The following is a 19559-nucleotide window of genomic DNA, read 5'->3' on the forward strand; positions in this document are numbered from 1 at the left end:
ATCGCGATGACCGCTCCCGCCGACTCCGGCATCCCGCTCCCCCCGCCGCACCCGCCCGCGCCGCCCGCCGTGGACCCCGCCCAGGCTTCTCCGGAGGGGGACATCACGGGGTCGGGCACCGCCGCCAGCACCCCGCCGGGCACGCTGCGGCAGATCCTCACCCCCGTGCGCCCGGCCCGAGCGGCCGAGCCGATCGGCACCACCACCGCCCTCGCCCAGACCCCCGCCGACCCGACCGGCCGGGCGTCGGCCGGCAGCAAGGACGGGACCGCCGGACCCGGTGCCGACGGCACCCGCGAGGGCGCGATGTCGGCACTGGTGCGGGCGCTGGCCGAACGGTGGCGCCGCACCGGCACCACGACCAGCATCAAGCGCCAGCACGACGTCAAGGAGACCCGCGTCTCCGGCAGGACGGCGACCATCACCAGCACCAACAAGTCGGACCGGCTCGCCAAGCACGAGAACAGCGGCCAGCACCGCACCCAGCGCGACGCCAAGACCGCCGACCTGAACAACAAGACCCACCAGCACCAACACCAGGGCCGCGACCAGCGCGACCACAAGAAGACCGACACCACCGACGCGAAGAACCACGCCAACCGCGACCACCGCACCAAGGCCGACACCGACGCCAAGACCGCCGACACCAAGACGGCGAAGGCCGACACCTCCGCCGCGTCGAAAACCAACCGCGACACCAAGTCCGCCGCCGACACCAAGACGGCCGACACCCGCTCCGACACCAAGGCCGCCAAGACGGACACCTCGGCCAAGACCAGCGGCGACGACAAGAACCACCGCGACACCCGCTCCACGAAGACCGAGGCCCCCAAGGACGCCGCCCCGGCCAAGGCCACCGACACCAGCGGCCCCAAGCCCCCGCCCGCGGCCGGCGGCACCGGCAAGGACGGGAAGACCCCGAAGACCCCCGGCCCGAAGCCCGCCGACGGCGGGACCGGCAAGCCGAAGCGCCCCGAGGGAGCCCCCGCTGCCGGGCCGGGCGCCGGGAGCGGCGGGAAGCCCGGCACGTCCGGACCGAAGCCGCCCGGGACGGCACCGAACGCGTCCGCCAAGGGGCTGGACAGCAAGTTCGCCGCCGCGAAGGCATTCGAGGACCAGGCCGGCGGCGCGAAGCCGGAGACGAAGCCCACCCAGCCCACCCGGCCCGCCGAGTCCGACGGGGCGGGCAGGGACGCCAAGCCCCCGGCCCCGGAGAAGACCCCGGCCCCGCCGGCGGCCGCACCTGAGGCCGCCGGGCAGGACACCGCCTCGCCGGTGGCGCTCACCAAGAACCCGCCCGGCACGGACAGCGCGCCCAAGCCCGAGTCCGCGCCCGAGAGGAAGAAGCCCATGCCCGATCCGAAGACCCCCGGGCCCGACAAGCCGAAGCCGCAGGGGATGGAGCCGGTCCACGCCTCGACCGCCGACCTGGCCAAGACCCCGGCCACCGACGCCACCGTGGGTGCTCCGGGCCCGGTGCCGGCTCCGCGCCGCCCGAGGACCCCGCCGGAGCCGTACGAGCCGAATGTTCCGCCGGGGATGCCCCCGCACGAGCGCTCGGGTACCCCGCCGATGGACATCGCGGTCGGCGCGAATGACGTCACGTTCACCCCGACCGGCGCGTACGACTACGGGGACCCGCGCACCATGAGCCGCGGCGAGGTCCGCACCCTGCGCGCCTTCGAGAACCGCCTCGCCGAGAAGCGGGACGTGCTGACCCGGGTCGCCGAGGACAGCAAGACCGCCCGCAAGTACGCCGAGCAGCACGCCGACCGCGCCCAGTACCTCGCCGAGCAGGCCAAGACCGTCAAGGGCGGTGACGCCCTGCTCCGGAAGCTGCACCGGCTCGCCGAGAGCGCCCGCGAGCTGAAGGGCCGGGCCAGCAGCGCCGAGCAGCTCGCGGCAAGCGGAGCCGAGGCCGTCACCGTGCTGGCCGCCAACGCCGAGACCCGCCACGGCCCGATCTACCAGGCCGTGGTCGACAGCCCGCTCACCACACCCGCCGAGCGCGGGTTCTACTCCGACCAGCAGGGAGGCTGACATGCCCTCCGATCTGACCTACCGCGAACTCAAGCGGGAAGTGAGGAAGTTGTCCCGCGACCTGCGGCGCGACACCGCCACGTTCAAGACCCTCGCCACCGCGCAGGACACCGCCGCCAAGGAGACCGGGCGGATCGCCGAGCAGATCGCCGCCCTCAAGGTCGACGCGGCCACGGTCGCCGAGACCCACGAAGTCGCCCGGATCATGCAGGGCCTGTCCAACGCGGCCATCGCCTACGCGACCTCGGCCGAGGAGGCCGGCCGTGCGGCGGCCGCCGCCGAGCAGCAGGCCCACACCGACCACGACGGCATCCAGCAGGCCGTCACCTCCTCCCGCGTCCCCATGGCCGACCGCACGTGGTACACCCAGGAGTAGACGAGATGACCACCCCTCACACCGCCCGCACCGCCCCGGCCCCCAACCCCGCCACGGAGCGGCGGTTCGCCGTCGCCCAGGTCGCCGCCCCGCTGCTGGCCGCCGGGATCACCCCGTTCCTGGACAGCCAGGCCGCCGGCACCCTCGCCACCTTCCTCGCCGCCCCCGTGCTGGTCGCCGGAGCCAACGCCGCCGGGCTGCTGTCCGACCGGCTGCTGGACGACGTCCCCGGCGGCGACATCCTGCGCGCCCACCGCCGCCCCTTCGCCCTGTCCGCGATCACCACCGCGACCGCCGCCGCCACCGCCACCGTGCAGGGCCTGCCCGGCATCGACGGCCTGCTCGCCGGATGGATGACCATGCCCTCCCTCGCCGGGCTCGTCTCCACCGCCTGGTGGGGCGCCGTCGGCCTGGCCGCGTTCTCCCTGCGACGCGTCCTCGGCTCCAGCAAGCCCCGGGCCAAGAACACCGCCGCCGCCCCGGCCGGGCCGGCCGAACCCGAACTGCCGCCGGCGGTCGCCAAGGTGCTCCAGCTGTGGCACGCACACATCAGCGGCGAGTACGGGGCCCACCCCGGCCAGCACCTCATCCTCACCGGCCACGGCCCCGAGGCCTGGGAGGGCGTCGTCCAGGCCGACCCCGGCCGCCCCGTCACCGTCACCCCCAGCACCGTCTCCGGCGTCTACCGCGTCCCCGCCGCCTGGGTGGCCATCACCGAAGGCCCCCACGACAGCTCCAAGCGCATCCACGTGCGCCTGACCGAGCCCGAGCAGCCGGACGGCCCCCACTACTCCGCCCTGGAAGCCCTCTGGCTCCAGCGGGTCGCCCGCAAGGGCGGGTGCATGCCCGGCACCCACCTCGAAGGCGTGGTCCCGGACCCGGCCACCGGCGGGGTCGCCGCGTGGGTCATGGCGGACGAGGACACCGACGCCCTCACCGTCCCGGACCTGTACACGATCGCCGGGGCGCTTCGCACGACCCCGCTGCTGGTCACGGTCGAGCGCACGTCCAACCCGCGCAAGGCGATCTTCCGGATGATGGACCGCTCCCCGCTGGAGGACGGCTGCCCCCTGCCCGGCCCCCAGGCCCTCGCGGCCAACGTTAACGGCTACATCCAGCTCGGCACCGGGGTCAGCGGCAAGCCCTCCCGTGTCCAGCTCTACGACCCCGAGGGCGGTGCCCGGCACGTGATCGTGGTGGGCGTCACCGGCTCCGGCAAGGGCGGAGTCCTCCAGATCATCGCGCTGTCCTACCACGTCAACAACGTGGCGATGATCTACGGCGACCCCAAGGGCAGCTCCAACCCGGACGTGGAGGACATGGCCGCCTACGCCGGCTGCGGACCGGAGGGGGCGATCGGAGCCCTGCGCGTCGCCTACGCGGTCTTCCGCCACCGGGTCGCCGAGAGCCAGGAGCTGCGGGCCAAGAACTTCGTGGCCACCCCGGAGCGGCCCTACGTCGTCACGATCCTGGACGAGATGGTCCAGCTCCTCGGCGACAAGTCCCCCTACCGGGCCGAAGCCGCCTGGATCATCTCCACCCTCGCCGCCCAGGGCCGGTCCATGGGCATGCCGGTGGTGCTGTGCGGGCAGATCATGAACCTCGACCAGATGGGCTCGGACACCAGCATCCGGGACAACGTCTTCCACGGCGGAGCGCTCGTCCTGCTCAGGAGCGACAGCGCCCAGGCAGGCCGCGTCGACCTCCCCCGCGCGTTCGACGGCATCGACCCCTCCCAGCTCCCCGCCTACTGGGAGAGCGACGACGAGAGCCTGATCTACGACCCGACCATCCCCGAGGACGACCCCCGCAGGACGTTCGGCGTCGGCTACGTCGTCGGCTCCGGCGGGCGCGCCGAAATGATGCGCGCCTGGATCCTCGAATCCGCCGCCGGCCTCTTCGACCCCGCCCACATCACCGCCCCCACGGACTTCCCCGGCTGGGACGACCGCGACGCCATCGCCGCCGTCCCCGTCGGCCCCGCCGCAGACCAGGCCGGCGACGGCGGCAGCCCGGGGTGGACGCCGTCCTTCACCGTGCCGTCCCTGGTCAAGGAGCCCACCGCCGAGGAGAAGATCGTGGCGGTCCTGGAGGAGCGCCGCGACCCGATCGGCGCCGAGGTCATGTACCTGCACCGCGACCAGATCACCGACATGACCGGCGTCAACCCCAAGACCGTCGAGAACACCCTCAGCCGACTCGCCAAGAAGGGCACCCTCGTCCGCCGGACCGCGAACTCCGGCGAGTACGGCCTCCCCTTGGCCGCCGCCGAGCAGGGCTGACGGCCTGTCCGACCGGCCGTGCCAGCCGGTCCCCGCCGTAGCAAGCGGCGGGGCCCGGACGGTGCGGGGGACGGACAAACCGCCCCACCACAGCACGAGACCCCGCACCAACCGCCTGATCTTGGCAGAGAGCCGGTTGCCGCGGGGCCGTGCATCCCATCAGAGACGGGACCAAGCATGCCCCAGTTCACCGACGGCACGCTCGCCGTTGCCGACGACTTCCACGACCGGCGGGACGCCTCGGACGGCTACTCCCGCTACGGCTCCTACCTCGCCCGCAAGGCCAGCCTGCTCCACGACGACGGACAGCCGCTCACCGCCGCCGAGTTCGCGCGCGCCGCCTGGCAGATCGCCACCAGCCCGATCATGTCCCCCGGCTACGTGCACATCCGCCCCGACCTGCACGGCATCACCGTCGTCTCCACCACCGGCGACACCCGCGACGTGGCCCTGCGCATCGACATCCCCCTGCGGCACGCCGCCCTTGCCCACCGCCCGGACCGGCGCCTGGGCGACTGGCAGCCCGACCCGTGGGGCACCGGCCGCGACCCCTACCGGAGCCTCTGGGAGCCCTACGGGCCCAACCCCGGCAAGACCTACCTCCTGACCACCGCCACCCTGCTCCTGCCCGTCCCCGACCACCTGCTCATCGAGCCCGGCACCGCCAAGCCCGGCTGGAGCATGACGATCGAAGCCAAGTCCGTCGTCAACGAGTTGGTCGTCTGGGCCAACGCCCACGCCCACCTGGTCACCGACCTGCTCGGCGAGGCGTCGTGACCGGGCCGGTCATCGGATCGCTGTGCAGCGGGTACGGCGGCCTGGACATGGCCGTCCAGTCCGTCCTGGGCGGAGAGTTGGCGTGGGTGGCCGACCCTGACCCCGGGGCGGCGGCGATCCTCGCCCACCACCACCCGCACACGCCCAACCTCGGCGACATCACCGCCGTGAACTGGGCCGAGGTCAGGCCGGTGGACGTGCTGACCGCCGGGTTCCCCTGCCAGTCCGTCAGCCTGGCCGGCAAGGGCGCCGGGATCGTCCCCGGCGCCACCACCGGCGGCGGGTCGGGGGTGGCAGCGTGAGCCGGACCCCGCCGCTCGGCGACAACCAGGGCCTGTGGCAGGCCGTCATCTCCGCCGCCGCCGGACGCTGCCAGTGCCGCGGCACCTGCGGCACCAACCACGAACGCGACGGCGGCCGCTGCAAGACCGCCCACGGCGGCCACGGCCGCCGACACGGCACCGGCCCCGTCCGACTCCTCGCCGCCCCCGCCGAACCGGCCGACCTGCTGCTGCCCGCACACAAGGCCGCCGCCCTGCCCAAGGCCCGGCTGGCCGCATGGTGCCCGACCTGCCACGACGCCACCCGCCGCACCGCCGCCAAGGCCGCGCAGGCCGCATACCCGGCCGCCGAGCCGGACTCCCTCTTCGACCTCTGACCCGCAGGGAGAATCCCGTGCCCATCCAGCCCGTGACCTGCCACGTCGCCGTCTGCGAGGTCTGCGGCACCGCCTACGGCTCCGCCCCCGTCTTCGAGTGCGCCGCCTACTTCACCACCCGCGAGGCCGCCGTCGAGGCCGTCCACGCCGACCCCGACTGGTTGGTCACCACCGACGGCCGCGTCATCTGCCTCGACACCGACGACCCGGACCACCAGGCCGCCCTCGACACCCTGATGCCGCCCGCCCCGGCCGCCGTCTGCGACGACCAGCTCCCCCTCCTCGACCTCTGACCCTTCGCGGGCCCCGGGGCCCGCGCTCTCGGGCCCCGGGGCCTGCCCTGCCCGAGAGGACCCCGCATGACCGGTAGGCCGTCCCCGGACCTGCTCCGCGCCGCGTTGGCCGCCGCCGCCCGCGGCTGGCACGTCTTCCCGCTCGCCCCGAACGCCAAGCCCCCCGCCCTCCACGGCGAGGAGGACTGCCCGCGCACCGGCCCCTGCACCGCCGGGCACCTCGGCTGGGAGCGCCGGGCCACCACCGACCCCGACGTCATCCGCCGTGCCTGGACCCACGGCCGCTACAACGTCGGCATCGCCTGCGGCCCCTCCAGCCTGGTGGTCGTCGACCTCGACCCTCCCAAGCACCCCGGTGACCTCCCCCCGAAGCGGTGGGCCGGGCGGGGCATCACCGACGGCCACGACACCTTCGCCGCCCTGTGCGAGGAGCACGACGCCTACGGCCACTACGACACGTACACCGTGCGCACCGGCCGCGGCGGCACCCACCTGTACTTCACCGCCCCGCCCGGGCTCCTCCTGCGCAACACCTGCGGCGACAAGGGGCAGGGCCTGGGCTGGCGCGTCGACACCCGCGCCCACGGCGGCTACGTCGTCGCCGCCGGCAGCACCGTCGCCGGACGCCCCTACAACCTCGCCCTCGGCGTACCGCCGATGCCCTTGCCCGCCTGGCTCGCCACCCTGCTCACCCCCAAGGCCCCGCCCGTCGCCCAGCTCGACACGGCCGCGGTGCGGGCGAGGATCGGGCGCCTCCAGGCCTACGTGCGGGCCGCCGTGCGCGGCGAGAGCGAGAAGGTCGCCACCGCCGGAGAGGGCACCCGGAACCACACCCTCTTCGCCAGCAGCGCCGCGCTCGGCCGCCTGGTCGCCGCCGGCACCCTGCCCGAACAGGACGCCGCAGACGCCCTGCTCGACGCCGGGAGCAAGGCCGGACTGGGTGAGGCGGAGTGCCGCCGCACCATCGCCAAGGGCCTGGCCCGCGGCGCGAGCGGCGTCGGGCGGGCCGCATGAGCAACCGTCACCCCTCGCCCCGTCAGGATCAGCGCTTCTCCGGCAGGGGGCGGCACAGGCAGGGGGCCGAGTGACCGCCCCAGCCCTGATGACCGCCGAACCCCGCCAGGCCGCGGCGAAGAACCCGTTCTACGACGACGTCGACGGCGTGGATCGGCCCGCCCGTCCCGGGCCGGTCCCGGACATGGCCGTCTTCCAGGGCCTGGCCGGGCACACCGTCCGGGCTCTGGACCCGACCACGGAAGCCGACCCGGTCGGCGTGCTGGTCAACCTGCTCTCCGGCGCGGGGGCGCTGCTCGGCCCCAGCGGTGCCGGGCGGGCCGACTGCTGCCCGCACCTGCGCATCGGCAACGACCGCCACCCCGCGCTGATCTGGGGCCTGACGATCGGTGCGACCGCCGCCGGCCGCAAGGGCGCCGCCACCAACACCGCCCGCCTCGTCCTGTCCGCAGCCGCCCCCGGCTTCGTCAAGGACTGCTGCCTGTCCGGGCTGTCCTCCGGCGAGGGCCTGATCGAGGCGGTGCGCGACGGCGACCCGACAAAGAAGGACGACCCCGGCCACATCGACAAGCGCCGCTGGATCGTGGAGTCCGAGTACGGCATCACGATGGCCCGCGCCCGCCGCGAGGGCTCCTCGCTCGGCGGCGTCCTGCGCCAGGCCTGGAACGGCGAAGACCTCGGCGTCATGAACCGCGAAGCGCTCAAGGCCACCGCCCCGCACATCGCGATCATCGGCCACATCAGCCCCCGCGAACTGCGCGCCAAGATGCAGGACTCCGAGATGGCCGGCGGCACCTACAACCGTTACCTGCCGGTCTTCGTCCACCGCAACCTGATCCTCGCCGAGTCCCGGGGCGCCGACCCGGAGCTTGTGGACAGCCTCGCCGCGTCCTGGCGTGCCGCCCTCGCGGACGCCCAGCAGGCCGGAGAGGTCACCCTCGCCGAACCCGCCCGCAAGCTCTGGCGCGACGACATCTACCCGGCCCTGTGCGGGGACGAGGACGGAGACGGCCCGCTCGCGGAGTTCACCGCCCGCGCCGCCCCCTACACCCTGCGCCTGGCCATGGTCTACGCCCTCCTCGACCGCCGCCGCGAGATCGAAGAGGACCACCTGCGGGCCGCCCACGCCCTCGTCAACTACTCCCGGGCCTCCGCCGCCCACGTCCTGGGCCTGGCCGCGAACACCACCGGCGACCCCAAGCTCGACAAGCTCGCCGCCGCCGTCCAAGCGGTCGGCCCCCGCGGCCTCACCGGCGACGAGGTCTACCGCCTCTTCAAGAAGACCGGCAAGGACGAACGAGACCGCCTGGTCGCCGCCCTCCTCCAGATCGACGGCTTCGGCAGCGCCCAGGTCCCCGGCGCAGGCCGCCACGCCACCGTCCTGCTCTACGCCCCGCCCGCCACCTGAGGGGTGGAAAGGGTGGAAAGGGGTGCTAAGCCCTCCCACCTGCGAAAACGCCAGGTACGGAGGGGGTGGAAAGGGGGTGGAAAGGGGGGTGGAAAGCCCCCCACCCCTCCCGCCCAGGCCGGACGCCCGACCCTTTCCACCCCCTTTCCACCCCCCTTTCCACCCCCACCCCCAAGCACAAAAGCCCAGGTCACCGGGCTTAGCACCCCTTTCCACCCTTTCCACCCCCCGCCCGGCACCAGGAAGGACCACCTTGGCCACCGTCGTCCCGACCGCCATGACGGTCCCTGAGGTCATGGCCGCGCTCAAGGTCGGCCGGAGCACGGTCTACGACCTCATCCGCTCGAAGGCGCTTCCGAGCTTCACCGTCGGCAACCGCCGACGCTTCGACGCCGCAGACGTCGCGGCTTTCATGCGCACGCGAATTGAGGAGAACAACTGATGGCCAAGCGCGCCAACGGCGAAGGCAGCATCTCCCGTCGCAAGGACGGGCTGTACCACGGTCGGGTCTACGTGACCACGACCTCTGGCATCACCAAGCGAATCTCCGTCTACGGCAAGACTCGTGAGGAGGTCTTGGAGAAGATCACTGCGCTCAAGGCCCAGGACAACCAGGGCATCCCGACGCCGGACACGAACGTGAGGGTGGCCGAGTACCTGACGTACTGGCTGGCTGCGGTCGTGAAGGTGAACCGCCGGCCGAAGACCTATCAGGGGTACGAGAGTGTGGTCCGGGTGCACTTGGCGCCCGGGCTGGGCACCAAGAAGCTCCGGACCCTCCGGGCCGCCGACGTTCGGAAGTGGCTGGTCGGCGTCACCGCCGCCTGCCAGTGCTGCAAGAACGGGTGGGACGCGGCCCGGCCGAAGCCGGAGTGCTGCGCGGCGGGGGAGTGCTGCGAGGCCAAGCTGTCGCGCCGCATGGTCCAGTCGATCCACGCCGTCCTGCGGAATGCCCTGGAGAACGCCGTCCGGGAGGAACTGATCCTGCGGAACGTCGCCAAGCTGGTGCAGGTGCCCACACCCGACTACGGCACCGGGAAGGGACTCACAGTCCCGCAGGCCCGACTCCTCCTCAAGTCGGCCAGCACGGACCGCCTGCACGCCCTATACGTCCTCGCCCTCGCCCTGGGACTGCGGCGCGGTGAGCTGCTGGGCCTGCACTGGGGGGCGGTCGACCTGGAGCGCGGGACGCTTATCGTCTCCAGCAACCTCCAGCGGGTGGACGGCGCCCTCCGGCTCGGCCCGACCAAGACGGCCTCCTCCCTCCGGACGCTGCCGCTCCCGCCGGTCGTCCTGGAGGCTCTGCGTGCCCACCAGGAGCGGCAGGCCCAGGAGCGGGTGGCGGCTAGCGAGCGGTGGAAGGACACAGGGCTGGTGTTCACCAGCCGGGTCGGGACGCCGATCGAGCCGGACAACCTCCGCCGGAGCTGGTACCCGCTCCGGGATCGGCTCGGGCTCTCGCTCCGGTTCCACGACCTCCGGCACACCTGCGTGACCCTGCTGCTGGATCTGGGGGTCCCGCCGCACATCGTCCGGCAGATCGCCGGGCACAGCGACATCGGGGTGACCATGAAGGTCTACGCTCATGCGTCCCTGGACGAGCAGCGGAAGGCCCTCGGGTCGCTCAGTGACAAGCTCGCCTGAGCCGTTGGCGTAGCGGTTGGTGTAGGTGGCAACGCAAAAGGCCCCGGAGATGATCTCTCCGGGGCCTTTTTGCCTTTTCAGGCGCCTGTGGCCAGGGCCGGGGTCGAACCGGCGACCTTCCGCTTTTCAGGCGGACGCTCGTACCAACTGAGCTACCTGGCCGTACTGCACCGCCTCTTGCGAGACGAGCGATCCCGACGGGACTTGAACCCGCGACCTCCACCTTGACAGGGTGGCGAGCTAACCAACTGCTCCACGGGACCTGGTAGTGGCGAACCACTGAAGGTCTTGTCGCACTGCACTTTACTACGGTACTGCGTGCCCCCAACGGGATTCGAACCCGTGCTACCGCCTTGAAAGGGCGGCGTCCTGGGCCACTAGACGATGAGGGCTTGTGGTCCGTTCGGCTGTTTCCAGCGTTCCCGGGGACGTCGAGAAGCATATGGGATGCGGGGCCGATCGCCAAAACGGGTTTGGGCCGGGTGGGGCGGGAGGGTCAGGACCAGCCGAGCTCGTCGAGCTCGTGGTCGTCGAAGCCGAAGTGGTGGGCGACCTCGTGGATGACGGTGGTGCGGACCTCCTCGACCACCTGTTCGCGGGTCTCGCAGTGCCGCAGGGTGGGGCCGCGGTAGATCAGGATGCGGTCGGGCAGGACGCCCGCGTACCACTCGCCGCGTTCGGTGAGCGGGGTGCCCTCGTAGAGGCCGAGGAGCTCCGGGTCGCTCGGGTCGGGTTCGTCCTCGACGAAGATCGCGACGTTGTCCATCATGGCGGCGAGCTGCGGGGGGATCTGGTCCAGCGCGTCACTGACCAACGTCTCGAACTCTTCCCGGGTCATCTCCACCGGATCATTGTCGGGTCTGGGATGACGGTGTGCCAGGCGGTGGACGCCGGTGTTTGATGGGCCTATGACGACCTCGGAGGACGCGTTGGACGACACCGCGACGGGGCCTGCGGCGGTGACCGGGCGTCCGCCGGTGCTGCGCGGGCAGGGGCCCGTGGTGGCGGTGATCGCGCTGGGCGGGGCGGTCGGGGCGGTGGCGCGGTACGCGGCCGGGCTCGGCTGGGCGACCGGGCCGTCGGCCTTCCCGTGGACGACGCTGCTGGTCAACGTGGTCGGCTGCGCGGTGATCGGGGCGTTCCTGGTGGTGGTCACCGAGGGGCGTCCGGCGCATCCGCTGCTGCGGCCGTTCTTCGGGACCGGGGTGCTGGGCGGGTTCACCACCTTCTCGACGTACGCGGTGGACGTCCGCCGGCTGCTGGAGGCCGGGCGGCCCGGGCCCGGGCTGGCGTACCTGGGGCTGACCCTGCTGGGGGCGCTCGGCGCGGTCTGGGCGGCGGCGGCGCTGACCCGCCGGGTGATCCACCGGGGCGGTGCCCGGTGAGCCGGCTGAGCGGGCCGGCGCTGCGGCTGACCGTCCTGGTGGGGGAGAGCGACACCTGGCACCACCGGCCGCTGTACAGCGAGGTGGTGCACCGGGCGCGGGCGGCCGGGCTGGCCGGGGCGAGCGTGTTCCGGGGGATCGAGGGGTTCGGCGCCTCCTCGCTGGTGCACACCGCGCGGCTGCTGTCGCTGAGCGAGGACCTGCCGGTGGCGGTGGTGATCGTGGACGAGGAGGAGCGGGTGCGGGGGTTCCTGCCGCAGCTGGAGGAACTGGTCGCGGAGGGGCTGGTGCTGCTGGACCGCTGCGAGGTGGTCCGGTACGCGGGCCGGGACGGCGGCGCCGGGGGACGGCGCGCGGACGGGGGCACGGAGTGAACTGGCTGCTGGTGGTGGCGGGGGCGGTGGTCGGCGCGCCGCTGCGCTACCTGACCGACCGGGCGGTGCAGTCCCGGCACGACTCGGTGTTCCCGTGGGGCACCTTCACGGTGAACGTGGTCGGCTGCCTGGTGCTGGGGCTGCTGACCGGGGCGGTGGCGGCCGGGGCGGCCTCCTCGCACGTCCAGCTGCTGGTGGGGACGGGCTTCTGCGGGGCGCTGACCACCTACTCGACCTTCTCGTACGAGACGCTGCGGCTGGCCGAGTCCGGGGCGGGGCGGTACGCGCTGGCGAACGTGGCGGGGAGCCTGGCGGCCGGGCTGGTCGCGGTGTACGCGGGGGCGGAGCTGGCCTCGGTGCTCTGGGGCTGAGCGGGCCCGGCCGCTGCGGGTTCGGCGGGAACGTTTCGCCGACCGCGAACTGCGCCGTCGACCCGTGTCCCGCCGCGCCCGGCGCGCGTTGGGCACCGAAAGCGGCCGCGCACCAGGGGGCGGCCCGGGTGGGGCGGTGGAGAGGGAGCTCGGTGGCTTCGGTGCGTTCGGGAGCGGTGGTACGGGCGGCGGCGGTGCTGGCGGTGGCCGGGCTGGGGCTGACCGGGTGCATGTCGGTCGGTCCGGCGGCGGAGGAGAAGCACGGCGGGGTCGCGCCGGTCGGGCAGGCCGGTCCGGCGGGCCGGCCCGGGGCGACGGGCGGCCCTTCGGCGCAGCCGGGTGCCGGGCACCCCGGGGGTGCGTCGGGGCGCGCGGAGCACCAGGGGGGCTTGCAGGCCGAGAACGCGCCGGCCGGGGCCACGACCGCCGCACCGGGTGCGCCGGCCCCCGGCACGGACGCCGTGCTGGCCGGGGTGGTCCCGGTGCCGGGGGCGGCCGCCCCCGAGGGGGTGCCGGGCGGCAGCGGTGCGTCCGGGGGCGCGAACAGCAGTCCCGCACCCCACCCCGGGGCCTCGGCCGGCGGTGCGGCCGGCACCGGCGGCACCGGCGAGGGCCGCTCCGGCGGCGGTTCGGCCGGGACCCCGTCGGCCACCCCCAGCAGCCGCCCGTCCGGCTCCCCGGAGCCCGAGCACGGCTCGCCCGCCGCGACCGTCCCGCCGGGCCCGGAGCCCTCCTCCGGCAGCTCCGGTTCCTCGGCCCCGAGCCCGCACGCAGGTACGCATTAGGGGGCTGGCCAGGGCATTTGCCTCCGATCCCGAGGTTCGTCTATGGTGGTAGATCGTTCGTTTGATTCATTTGATTGGCGCCCTATTCCCCGGCGCCCTTGGCGCGTTCCGGCGATCCGTGGCTGACCGCATAGAGGCGGTTGTGAAACAGAACCCCGGACTTTGGCGCGTGCCACTTCCGGAAGGTTTTGCATGTCTCTCGTTGACGACGCCCGCTTCGCCATGCCCGCGAACGAGGCCGCCGCCGATGTCACCGACCCGACCGACACCGCCGAACTGGCCGTCGAGGCCGCGGAGATCGCCGCCGAGACCGTCGAGGTCGAGGCCACCGAGGAGCCGGCGGAGGCCGCCGAGCCCACCATCACCTTCGGCGACCTGGGCCTGCACGACGACGTCGTGCGCGCCCTCGCCAAGCGCGGTGTCACCACCCCGTTCCCGATCCAGGCCGCGACCATCCCGGACGCCCTGGCCGGCAAGGACGTGCTGGGCCGCGGCCGCACCGGCTCCGGCAAGACCCTCAGCTTCGGCCTGCCGCTGCTGACCCGCCTGGCCGACGGCGAGCGCACCCGGCCGAAGCACCCGCGCGGCCTGATCCTGGTCCCGACCCGTGAGCTGGCCATGCAGGTGGCCGACGCCCTGGAGCCCTTCGGCTCGGTGCTCGGCCTGCGCCTCAAGGTCGTCTGCGGCGGCACCTCGATGTCGAACCAGATCTACGCGCTGGAGCGCGGCGTCGACGTCCTCGTCGCCACCCCCGGCCGTCTGCGCGACCTGCTGAACCGCGGCTCCGCCAAGCTGGACGACGTCAAGACCGTCGTCCTCGACGAGGCCGACCAGATGGCCGACATGGGCTTCCTGCCCGAGGTCACCGAGATCCTCGACCAGGTGCCGGCCGGCGGCCAGCGCCTGCTGTTCTCCGCCACCCTGGAGAACGAGATCGACACCCTGGTCAAGCGCTACCTGAAGAACCCGGTCACCCACGAGGTCGACCCGTCGGCCGGCGCGGTCACCACCATGACCCACCACATCCTCGTGGTGAAGCCCAAGGACAAGGCGCCGATCACCAACGCGATCGCCGCCCGCAAGGGCCGCACGATCATCTTCGTCCGCACCCAGATGGGCGCCGACCGCGTCGCCGAGCAGCTCATCGAGGCCGGTGTGAAGGCCGACGCGCTGCACGGCGGCATGACCCAGGGCGCCCGCACCCGCGTCCTCGGCGACTTCAAGGACGGCTACGTCAACGTCGTCGTCGCCACCGACGTCGCCGCCCGCGGCATCCACGTCGACGGCATCGACCTGGTCCTCAACGTGGACCCGGCCGGCGACCACAAGGACTACCTGCACCGCTCCGGCCGCACCGCCCGGGCCGGCCGCTCCGGCGCCGTCGTCACCCTGGTGCTGCCGCACCAGCGCCGCGGTGTCTTCCGCCTGATGGAGGACGCGGGCGTCGACGCCAGCCGCCACATCCTGGACCACGCCTTCGACGCCGAGGTCGCCCGGATCACCGGCGCCCGCTCGCTGACCGAGGTCCAGGCCGAGAGCGCCGCCAACATCGCCGGTGCCGCCGAGCGCGAGCTCGCCGACATGACCCGCCAGCTGGAGCGCGCGCAGCGCCGCGCCACCGAGCTGCGCGAGGAGGCCGACCGCCTCTCCGCCCGTGCGGCGCGCGAGCGGGCCGAGCTGGGCATCGAGGACGAGGAGCCGGCCGCCGAGGCCGCCGAGGGCGAGGCCGCCCAGGCCGAGACCGCGGTCGAGGCCCCGGCCGCCGCGCCGCAGTCGGAGGAGCGCGTTCCGGCGTACCGCGAGGCGCGCAGCGAGCGTCCGGCCTTCAGCCGTGACCGTGACGGCGGCCGGGACCGTGACGACCGCCGTTCCGGTGGCTTCGGTGGCGGGCGCGACCGTGACGACCGCCGTTCCGGTGGCTTCGGTGGCGGCCGTGACCGCGATGACCGTCGTTCCGGTGGTTTCAACCGTGACGACCGTGGTGGCGAGCGCGGTGGCTTCAACCGTGACCGCGGCGGCTTCGGTGGCGGCCGTGACCGCGATGACCGTCGTTCCGGTGGTTTCAACCGTGACGACCGCGGTGGCGAGCGCGGCGGTTTCAACCGTGACCGCGGCGGCTTCGGTGGCGGCCGTGACCGTGACGACCGTCGTTCCGGTGGTTTCAACCGTGACGACCGCGGTGGCGAGCGCGGCGGTTTCAACCGTGACCGCGACGACCGCGGCGGCCGCTCCTTCGGCGACCGTCCGGCCCGCTCCTTCGGCGACCGTCCGTCCTTCGGCCGGGACCGCGACGAGCGCGGCGGCAGCAGCCGTCCGTTCGCGCGCCGCGACGACCACCGCTCCGGCGGCCGTCCGCAGTCCGACCGCGGTGGCTTCAACCGTGACCGCGGCGGCTTCGACCGCGACCGCGGCGGCTTCAACGGCGGCGGCCGCGACGACCGCAAGCCGCGCTGGAAGAACTGACGTCGTGAGGCCGGCGGGTGACCGCCGGCCGGCCGACTGAACGACAGCACGCGAAGGGCCCGCTCCGTCTCCGGAGCGGGCCCTTCGCGTTCCCCCGATACCCCCCTGACACCCCGGCACCACGCTCCCCCCGGGGTGTTGTTCTGGGAGTGAGAATAACCTGTGGCGGGCGATCGGGGTAGTCCCGTAGCGTCACGGACATGAGCAGCAGACTGCACGACGTGGCACGGGTGAACGAGGAGATCGCCGAGCGGGGGAGCTACCGGACGGACGGTGGCGAACTCGTGCAGGTGGGGGTGGAGTTGGCGGCGGCGCGGGCCGGCACGGTGTCGTACGCGCCGGCGGACCTGGACGCGCTGCTGGCCGCCGGGGCGCCGGGGGCGCCGACCGGGCGGATCGAGGTGACGGCCGAGGGGAGCGTGGAGGCCGCCGGGCGGCTGGTCGCGGCCGGGGCCGGGCCGGTCGGGGTGCTCAACTTCGCCTCCGCGCGCAACCCCGGCGGCGGCTATCTGCGCGGTGCCCGGGCCCAGGAGGAGGACCTGTGCCGCAGCGCCCTGCTGTACAGCTGCCTGGTCGAGGCGCCGGACTACTACGAGGCGCACCGGGCCTCGACGGACCTCCGGTACAGCCACCGGGTGATCGTCTCGCCGGGCGTCCCGGTGATCCGGGGCGGGGGCGGGGCCCTGCTCGCCCGGCCGTACCCGGTCACCTTCCTGACCTCGCCCGCGCCCAACGCCGGTCAGCTGGAACGGCGTTCGGCCGGTACGGACGTCCGGGGCGTGCTCGCCGAGCGGGCCCTGCGGGTGCTCGCCGCGGCGGCCCGGCACGAGGTGCGGGCCCTGGTGCTCGGCGCCTGGGGCTGCGGGGTGTTCCGCAACGACCCGGCCCAGGTCGCCGAGGCCTTCGAGGGTGCGCTGGCCCGCTACGGGAGCGCGTTCGAGCAGGTGGTGTTCGCGGTCTGGGACCGCCAGCCGGTCTCGGCGAACCGGGCCGCCTTCGAGGCGCGGTTCGGCCCGGCGGTGCGGTACTGAGACCGGCCGTCCGGTGCGGTACTGAGACCGGCCGTCCGGTGTTTGCGGGGACCGGTCGTTCAGCGCTTGCGGGCGGCCAGCGCGGTCGCCGCGGTGGAGGCCGCGGCCACCACGCCGGTGACCGCGAAGACGGACGGCCAGGCGCCGATCCGCTTCGCCAGCGGGTGCGAGCCGCCGAAGGCCGCCACGTACAGGCCGGTCAGCGCGGCCGCCGTGGCCGTGCCCGAGCTGCGGCGCCACTGCACGGCCGCTCCGGCGCCAGCCAGCGCCAGCACCGCGCCGCCCAGTTCGCGCCGCTCGGTCCAGCGCGCGACGCCGTAACCGCCGACCAGACCGCTCGCCGCGGTCAGCGCGGCGGGCGCGGCGGCCGCGAGCGCGTTCGGGACCTTCGCCATCGTCGACTCCACTCGTAGGGGTTCGCGTTCCGGCTTCCGACCCTAACCCGGCGAACGGCCCGGCCCGCCGGGGGCCCGGGCCCGGCGTCGCCTTCGCCGCGGCGGCCGGTTGTCGGTCCCGGATGGCAGACTCCGAGCGTGACTGACGACGCGCGCGCCGCGACCACGGCGATCACCGACGGCCGCTACCGGATCCGCAACGTCGGCAGCGGCCTGTTGCTGGAGGTCGCCGAGGCCTCCCGCCGCAGCGGCGCCCGGATCCGGCTGGGCACGGACGACGGCTCCGACGCCCAGCTCTGGCAGCTCTCCGCCGTGCACCCGGGCGGCGCCCTCTTCCACATCGAGAACGCGGGCAGCGGCAAGCGCCTGGACGTCACGGGCGCCTCCCCGGAGGACGGCGTCCCGATCCAGCAGTGGTCGGCCAACGCCTTCGGCGCCCAGGAGTGGCTCCTGGAGGCCCATGTCGACGCCCCGGGCACCTACACCGTCACCAGCTTCATCAGCGGCAAGCCGCTGACCGCCCCGGAGACCCCGGACACCCCGGACACCCCGGTCCACCAGTGGGAGGACGTCGACGCGCCCACCCAGTGGTGGCGCTTCGAGCCGCAGCGGTAGCGGCAGCGGCAACGCCGGCGGTCGGCCCCGGCCGGCCCCGGCCGGGGCCGACCGGGGCCGGGGCCGGACGGCGGTCAGGCCGAGAGGTTGGCGCGGAGGGCGGCGAGTTCGGGGTCGGTGACGCCGTGGGAGCGCAGGTAGCCGGGGATGTCGCCGTGGTGGGCGCGGATCCAGGCGAGGGAGGAAGCGATGAGGGCCGCGTCGATCGGGCGGGAGACGCGCTCGGTGCCGGTCTCGTCGACGTAGGGGGTCGGGCCGTCGTCCAGGCCGAGACCGGTGTTGGAGCGCAGGAAGTCGGCGGTGAGGTCGGCGTCCGAGGCACCGAGCAGGGACTGCAGCACGGCGACGGTGAGGCCGGTGCGGTCCTTGCCGACCGCGCAGTGCACGACCACCGGCAGGGCCTCCGGGGCGGCGAGCCTGCGGACGACCGCGGCGAGCGAGGGGCCGGCGTACTCGGGCATGAAGGTGTAGAGGTCCGCCTGGTCCTCGGGCCAGGGCCGGTCGAGGTCGTCGCGGTCGGCGGGCAGGGTCGGCAGGTGGAGGGACTCGTGGTCGAGGCCGTGCCGCTGGTCCGGCCAGACGTCCAGCTCCTCCCGGCTGCGCAGGTCGATCACCGTCCGCAGGCCGAGGTCCTTGAGCTTGCGGGCGCCCTCCTCGGTGAGCGTGTGGAGGGAGCCGGAGCGGTAGAGCACGCCCCGGCGCAGCGCGCCGATCCCGCCCGCGTCACGGAAGTTGCGCACGCCGGGGATCTCGATGAAGGCATCGGTCATGGCCCCACCGTACGGGCGCGGACGGGAACGGGGGAAGGAAACCGGAGGGGGCGGTTCGTTGAAGGGATCGCCGGGCCGGCCGGGGCTCGACCGCCGGGCCGGCCGGGGCTCAGCGGCCGCCGGAGACCTCCAGGAAGGCGCCGGTGGTGTACGAGGCGGCCGGGGAGAGCAGGAACAGGATCGCCTCGGCGACCTCCTCGGGCTCCCCGCCGCGGCGCATCGGCAGCTGGGGCGCGACCCGGTCGACCCGGCCGGGCTCGCCGCCGAGCGCGTGGATGCCGGTGTGGATCAGGCCCGGGCGCACGCAGTTGACCCGGATGCCCTCGGCGGCGACCTCCAGGGAGAGCCCGCGGGTCATCGAGTCCAGCGCGCCCTTGGCGGCCGCGTAGTCGACGTACTCGTTCGGCGAGCCGATCCGGGAGGCGGCCGAGCCGACGTTGACGATGGCGCCGCCGCGGCCGCCGTGCCGGGTGGACATCCGGCGGACGGCCTGGGCGGCGCACAGGAACGGGCCGGTGATGTTGGCGGCCCAGATCCGGGTCAGCCGGTCCTCGTCGAGGTCCTCCAGCCGGCACTGCCGCTCCAGCGTGCCCGCGTTGTTCACCAGGCCGGTGAGCGGCCCGAGTTCGGCGTCCACGGTGGCGAACAGCCGCTCCACCTCGGCGCTGCGGCTGACGTCGGCCCGGACGGCGATCGCGGTGCCGCCGTCGGCCCGGACGGCGTCCACGACGGCCGTGGCCGAGGCTTCGTCCGTGCGGTAGTTGACGCAGACCCGGTGGCCCCGGCGGGCGGCCAGCAGGGCGGTGGCGGCGCCGATGCCGCGGCCGGCGCCGGTGATCAGGAGGACGTCGTCGGTGGTGGTGGTCGACATGGCCGGT

General features: G+C 74.0%; 22 protein-coding genes and 3 tRNA genes. 18 read left to right on the forward strand and 7 right to left on the reverse strand.

The genetic code is table 11. The features are described from left to right. The first annotated feature begins 6 nt into the window (after nucleotides 1-6). From AB0O91_RS24145 to AB0O91_RS24195, 11 genes are all read left to right on the forward strand, one after another. Entirely contained in the window at nucleotides 7-2040 is a 2034-nt protein-coding gene (locus AB0O91_RS24145) for a hypothetical protein (RefSeq protein ID WP_363436533.1), read from the forward strand. A gap of 1 nt (nucleotide 2041) precedes the next feature. Continuing rightward, nucleotides 2042-2416, forward strand: a complete 375-nt coding sequence (locus tag AB0O91_RS24150) for a hypothetical protein (protein ID WP_363436535.1) — start codon at nucleotides 2042-2044, stop codon at nucleotides 2414-2416. 5 nt (nucleotides 2417-2421) lie between these two features. Further along, complete coding sequence (locus AB0O91_RS24155; protein ID WP_363436538.1) at nucleotides 2422-4698, forward strand: hypothetical protein; 2277 nt, start codon at nucleotides 2422-2424, stop codon at nucleotides 4696-4698. A gap of 177 nt (nucleotides 4699-4875) precedes the next feature. Then, nucleotides 4876-5475, forward strand: coding sequence for a hypothetical protein (locus tag AB0O91_RS24160; protein WP_363436541.1), 600 nt, complete (start codon nucleotides 4876-4878; stop codon nucleotides 5473-5475). Then, entirely contained in the window at nucleotides 5472-5777 is a 306-nt protein-coding gene (locus tag AB0O91_RS24165) for a DNA cytosine methyltransferase (protein WP_363436544.1), read from the forward strand. Before AB0O91_RS24160 ends, AB0O91_RS24165 begins: the two co-directional genes overlap by 4 nt. Then, nucleotides 5774-6133 carry a hypothetical protein gene (locus tag AB0O91_RS24170; RefSeq protein WP_363436546.1) on the forward strand — a complete coding sequence of 120 codons (360 nt, stop codon included), beginning with the start codon at nucleotides 5774-5776 and terminating at the stop codon, nucleotides 6131-6133. Before AB0O91_RS24165 ends, AB0O91_RS24170 begins: the two co-directional genes overlap by 4 nt. 17 nt (nucleotides 6134-6150) lie before the next feature. Then, nucleotides 6151-6426, forward strand: a complete 276-nt coding sequence (locus tag AB0O91_RS24175) for a hypothetical protein (RefSeq protein ID WP_363436548.1) — start codon at nucleotides 6151-6153, stop codon at nucleotides 6424-6426. 66 nt (nucleotides 6427-6492) lie between these two features. Next, nucleotides 6493-7440 (forward strand): bifunctional DNA primase/polymerase, encoded by a 948-nt coding sequence (locus AB0O91_RS24180; RefSeq protein WP_363436551.1) that lies wholly within the window; start codon nucleotides 6493-6495, stop codon nucleotides 7438-7440. A gap of 70 nt (nucleotides 7441-7510) precedes the next feature. Next, nucleotides 7511-8848: a DUF3987 domain-containing protein gene (locus tag AB0O91_RS24185; protein ID WP_363436554.1), complete on the forward strand. Its 1338-nt coding sequence runs from the start codon at nucleotides 7511-7513 to the stop codon at nucleotides 8846-8848. A 253-nt stretch (nucleotides 8849-9101) separates the two neighbouring features. Then, nucleotides 9102-9290: a helix-turn-helix domain-containing protein gene (locus AB0O91_RS24190; protein WP_363436557.1), complete on the forward strand. Its 189-nt coding sequence runs from the start codon at nucleotides 9102-9104 to the stop codon at nucleotides 9288-9290. Then, nucleotides 9290-10492, forward strand: a complete 1203-nt coding sequence (locus tag AB0O91_RS24195; protein ID WP_363436560.1) for a site-specific integrase — start codon at nucleotides 9290-9292, stop codon at nucleotides 10490-10492. The genes AB0O91_RS24190 and AB0O91_RS24195 overlap by 1 nt, the downstream gene beginning before the upstream one ends. Before the next feature lie 88 nt (nucleotides 10493-10580). On the opposite strand, the gene AB0O91_RS24200 is transcribed toward AB0O91_RS24195, so the two are convergent. The 4 genes from AB0O91_RS24200 to AB0O91_RS24215 form a co-directional block, all read right to left on the reverse strand. Continuing rightward, a tRNA-Phe gene (locus AB0O91_RS24200) sits at nucleotides 10581-10654 on the reverse strand. A gap of 27 nt (nucleotides 10655-10681) precedes the next feature. Continuing rightward, a tRNA-Asp gene (locus AB0O91_RS24205) sits at nucleotides 10682-10755 on the reverse strand. 56 nt (nucleotides 10756-10811) lie between these two features. Further along, a tRNA-Glu gene (locus AB0O91_RS24210) sits at nucleotides 10812-10884 on the reverse strand. A gap of 104 nt (nucleotides 10885-10988) precedes the next feature. Next, the gene (locus AB0O91_RS24215; protein WP_316523923.1) at nucleotides 10989-11330 is read right to left on the reverse strand and encodes a metallopeptidase family protein; all 342 of its coding nucleotides are present in this window, start codon (nucleotides 11328-11330) and stop codon (nucleotides 10989-10991) included. A gap of 70 nt (nucleotides 11331-11400) precedes the next feature. Between AB0O91_RS24215 and crcB (AB0O91_RS24220) the strand changes: the two genes are divergently transcribed. From crcB (AB0O91_RS24220) to AB0O91_RS24245, 6 genes are all read left to right on the forward strand, one after another. Further along, a complete protein-coding gene (crcB, locus tag AB0O91_RS24220) occupies nucleotides 11401-11877 on the forward strand; it encodes a fluoride efflux transporter CrcB (RefSeq protein WP_363436563.1) in 477 nt (158 codons plus the stop codon). Beyond that, nucleotides 11874-12251 carry a DUF190 domain-containing protein gene (locus AB0O91_RS24225; protein WP_363436566.1) on the forward strand — a complete coding sequence of 126 codons (378 nt, stop codon included), beginning with the start codon at nucleotides 11874-11876 and terminating at the stop codon, nucleotides 12249-12251. The genes crcB (AB0O91_RS24220) and AB0O91_RS24225 overlap by 4 nt, the downstream gene beginning before the upstream one ends. After that, nucleotides 12248-12622, forward strand: coding sequence for a fluoride efflux transporter CrcB (crcB, locus tag AB0O91_RS24230; RefSeq protein ID WP_363436569.1), 375 nt, complete (start codon nucleotides 12248-12250; stop codon nucleotides 12620-12622). Before AB0O91_RS24225 ends, crcB (AB0O91_RS24230) begins: the two co-directional genes overlap by 4 nt. 152 nt (nucleotides 12623-12774) lie before the next feature. Continuing rightward, on the forward strand, nucleotides 12775-13407 hold the full coding sequence (locus tag AB0O91_RS24235; RefSeq protein WP_363436571.1) for a hypothetical protein: 633 nt from the start codon (nucleotides 12775-12777) through the stop codon (nucleotides 13405-13407). Nucleotides 13408-13599: 192 nt separating this feature from the next. Beyond that, the gene (locus AB0O91_RS24240) at nucleotides 13600-15870 is read left to right on the forward strand and encodes a DEAD/DEAH box helicase (protein WP_363436573.1); all 2271 of its coding nucleotides are present in this window, start codon (nucleotides 13600-13602) and stop codon (nucleotides 15868-15870) included. A gap of 200 nt (nucleotides 15871-16070) precedes the next feature. Beyond that, nucleotides 16071-16901: a TIGR02452 family protein gene (locus AB0O91_RS24245; protein ID WP_363436576.1), complete on the forward strand. Its 831-nt coding sequence runs from the start codon at nucleotides 16071-16073 to the stop codon at nucleotides 16899-16901. 59 nt (nucleotides 16902-16960) lie between these two features. On the opposite strand, the gene AB0O91_RS24250 is transcribed toward AB0O91_RS24245, so the two are convergent. Then, nucleotides 16961-17296 (reverse strand): hypothetical protein, encoded by a 336-nt coding sequence (locus AB0O91_RS24250; RefSeq protein ID WP_363436579.1) that lies wholly within the window; start codon nucleotides 17294-17296, stop codon nucleotides 16961-16963. Nucleotides 17297-17434: 138 nt separating this feature from the next. On the opposite strand from AB0O91_RS24250, the gene AB0O91_RS24255 reads away from it, so the two are divergent. Next, nucleotides 17435-17911, forward strand: a complete 477-nt coding sequence (locus AB0O91_RS24255) for an RICIN domain-containing protein (RefSeq protein ID WP_363436582.1) — start codon at nucleotides 17435-17437, stop codon at nucleotides 17909-17911. 74 nt (nucleotides 17912-17985) lie between these two features. On the opposite strand, the gene AB0O91_RS24260 is transcribed toward AB0O91_RS24255, so the two are convergent. Continuing rightward, nucleotides 17986-18681, reverse strand: a complete 696-nt coding sequence (locus tag AB0O91_RS24260; RefSeq protein WP_363436585.1) for a tyrosine-protein phosphatase — start codon at nucleotides 18679-18681, stop codon at nucleotides 17986-17988. 109 nt (nucleotides 18682-18790) lie between these two features. Then, nucleotides 18791-19552, reverse strand: coding sequence for an SDR family oxidoreductase (locus tag AB0O91_RS24265; RefSeq protein ID WP_363436588.1), 762 nt, complete (start codon nucleotides 19550-19552; stop codon nucleotides 18791-18793). Nucleotides 19553-19559: the final 7 nt, after the last annotated feature.

This window comes from Kitasatospora sp. NPDC089797 (assembly GCF_040684795.1).
GTDB lineage: Bacteria > Actinomycetota > Actinomycetes > Streptomycetales > Streptomycetaceae > Kitasatospora.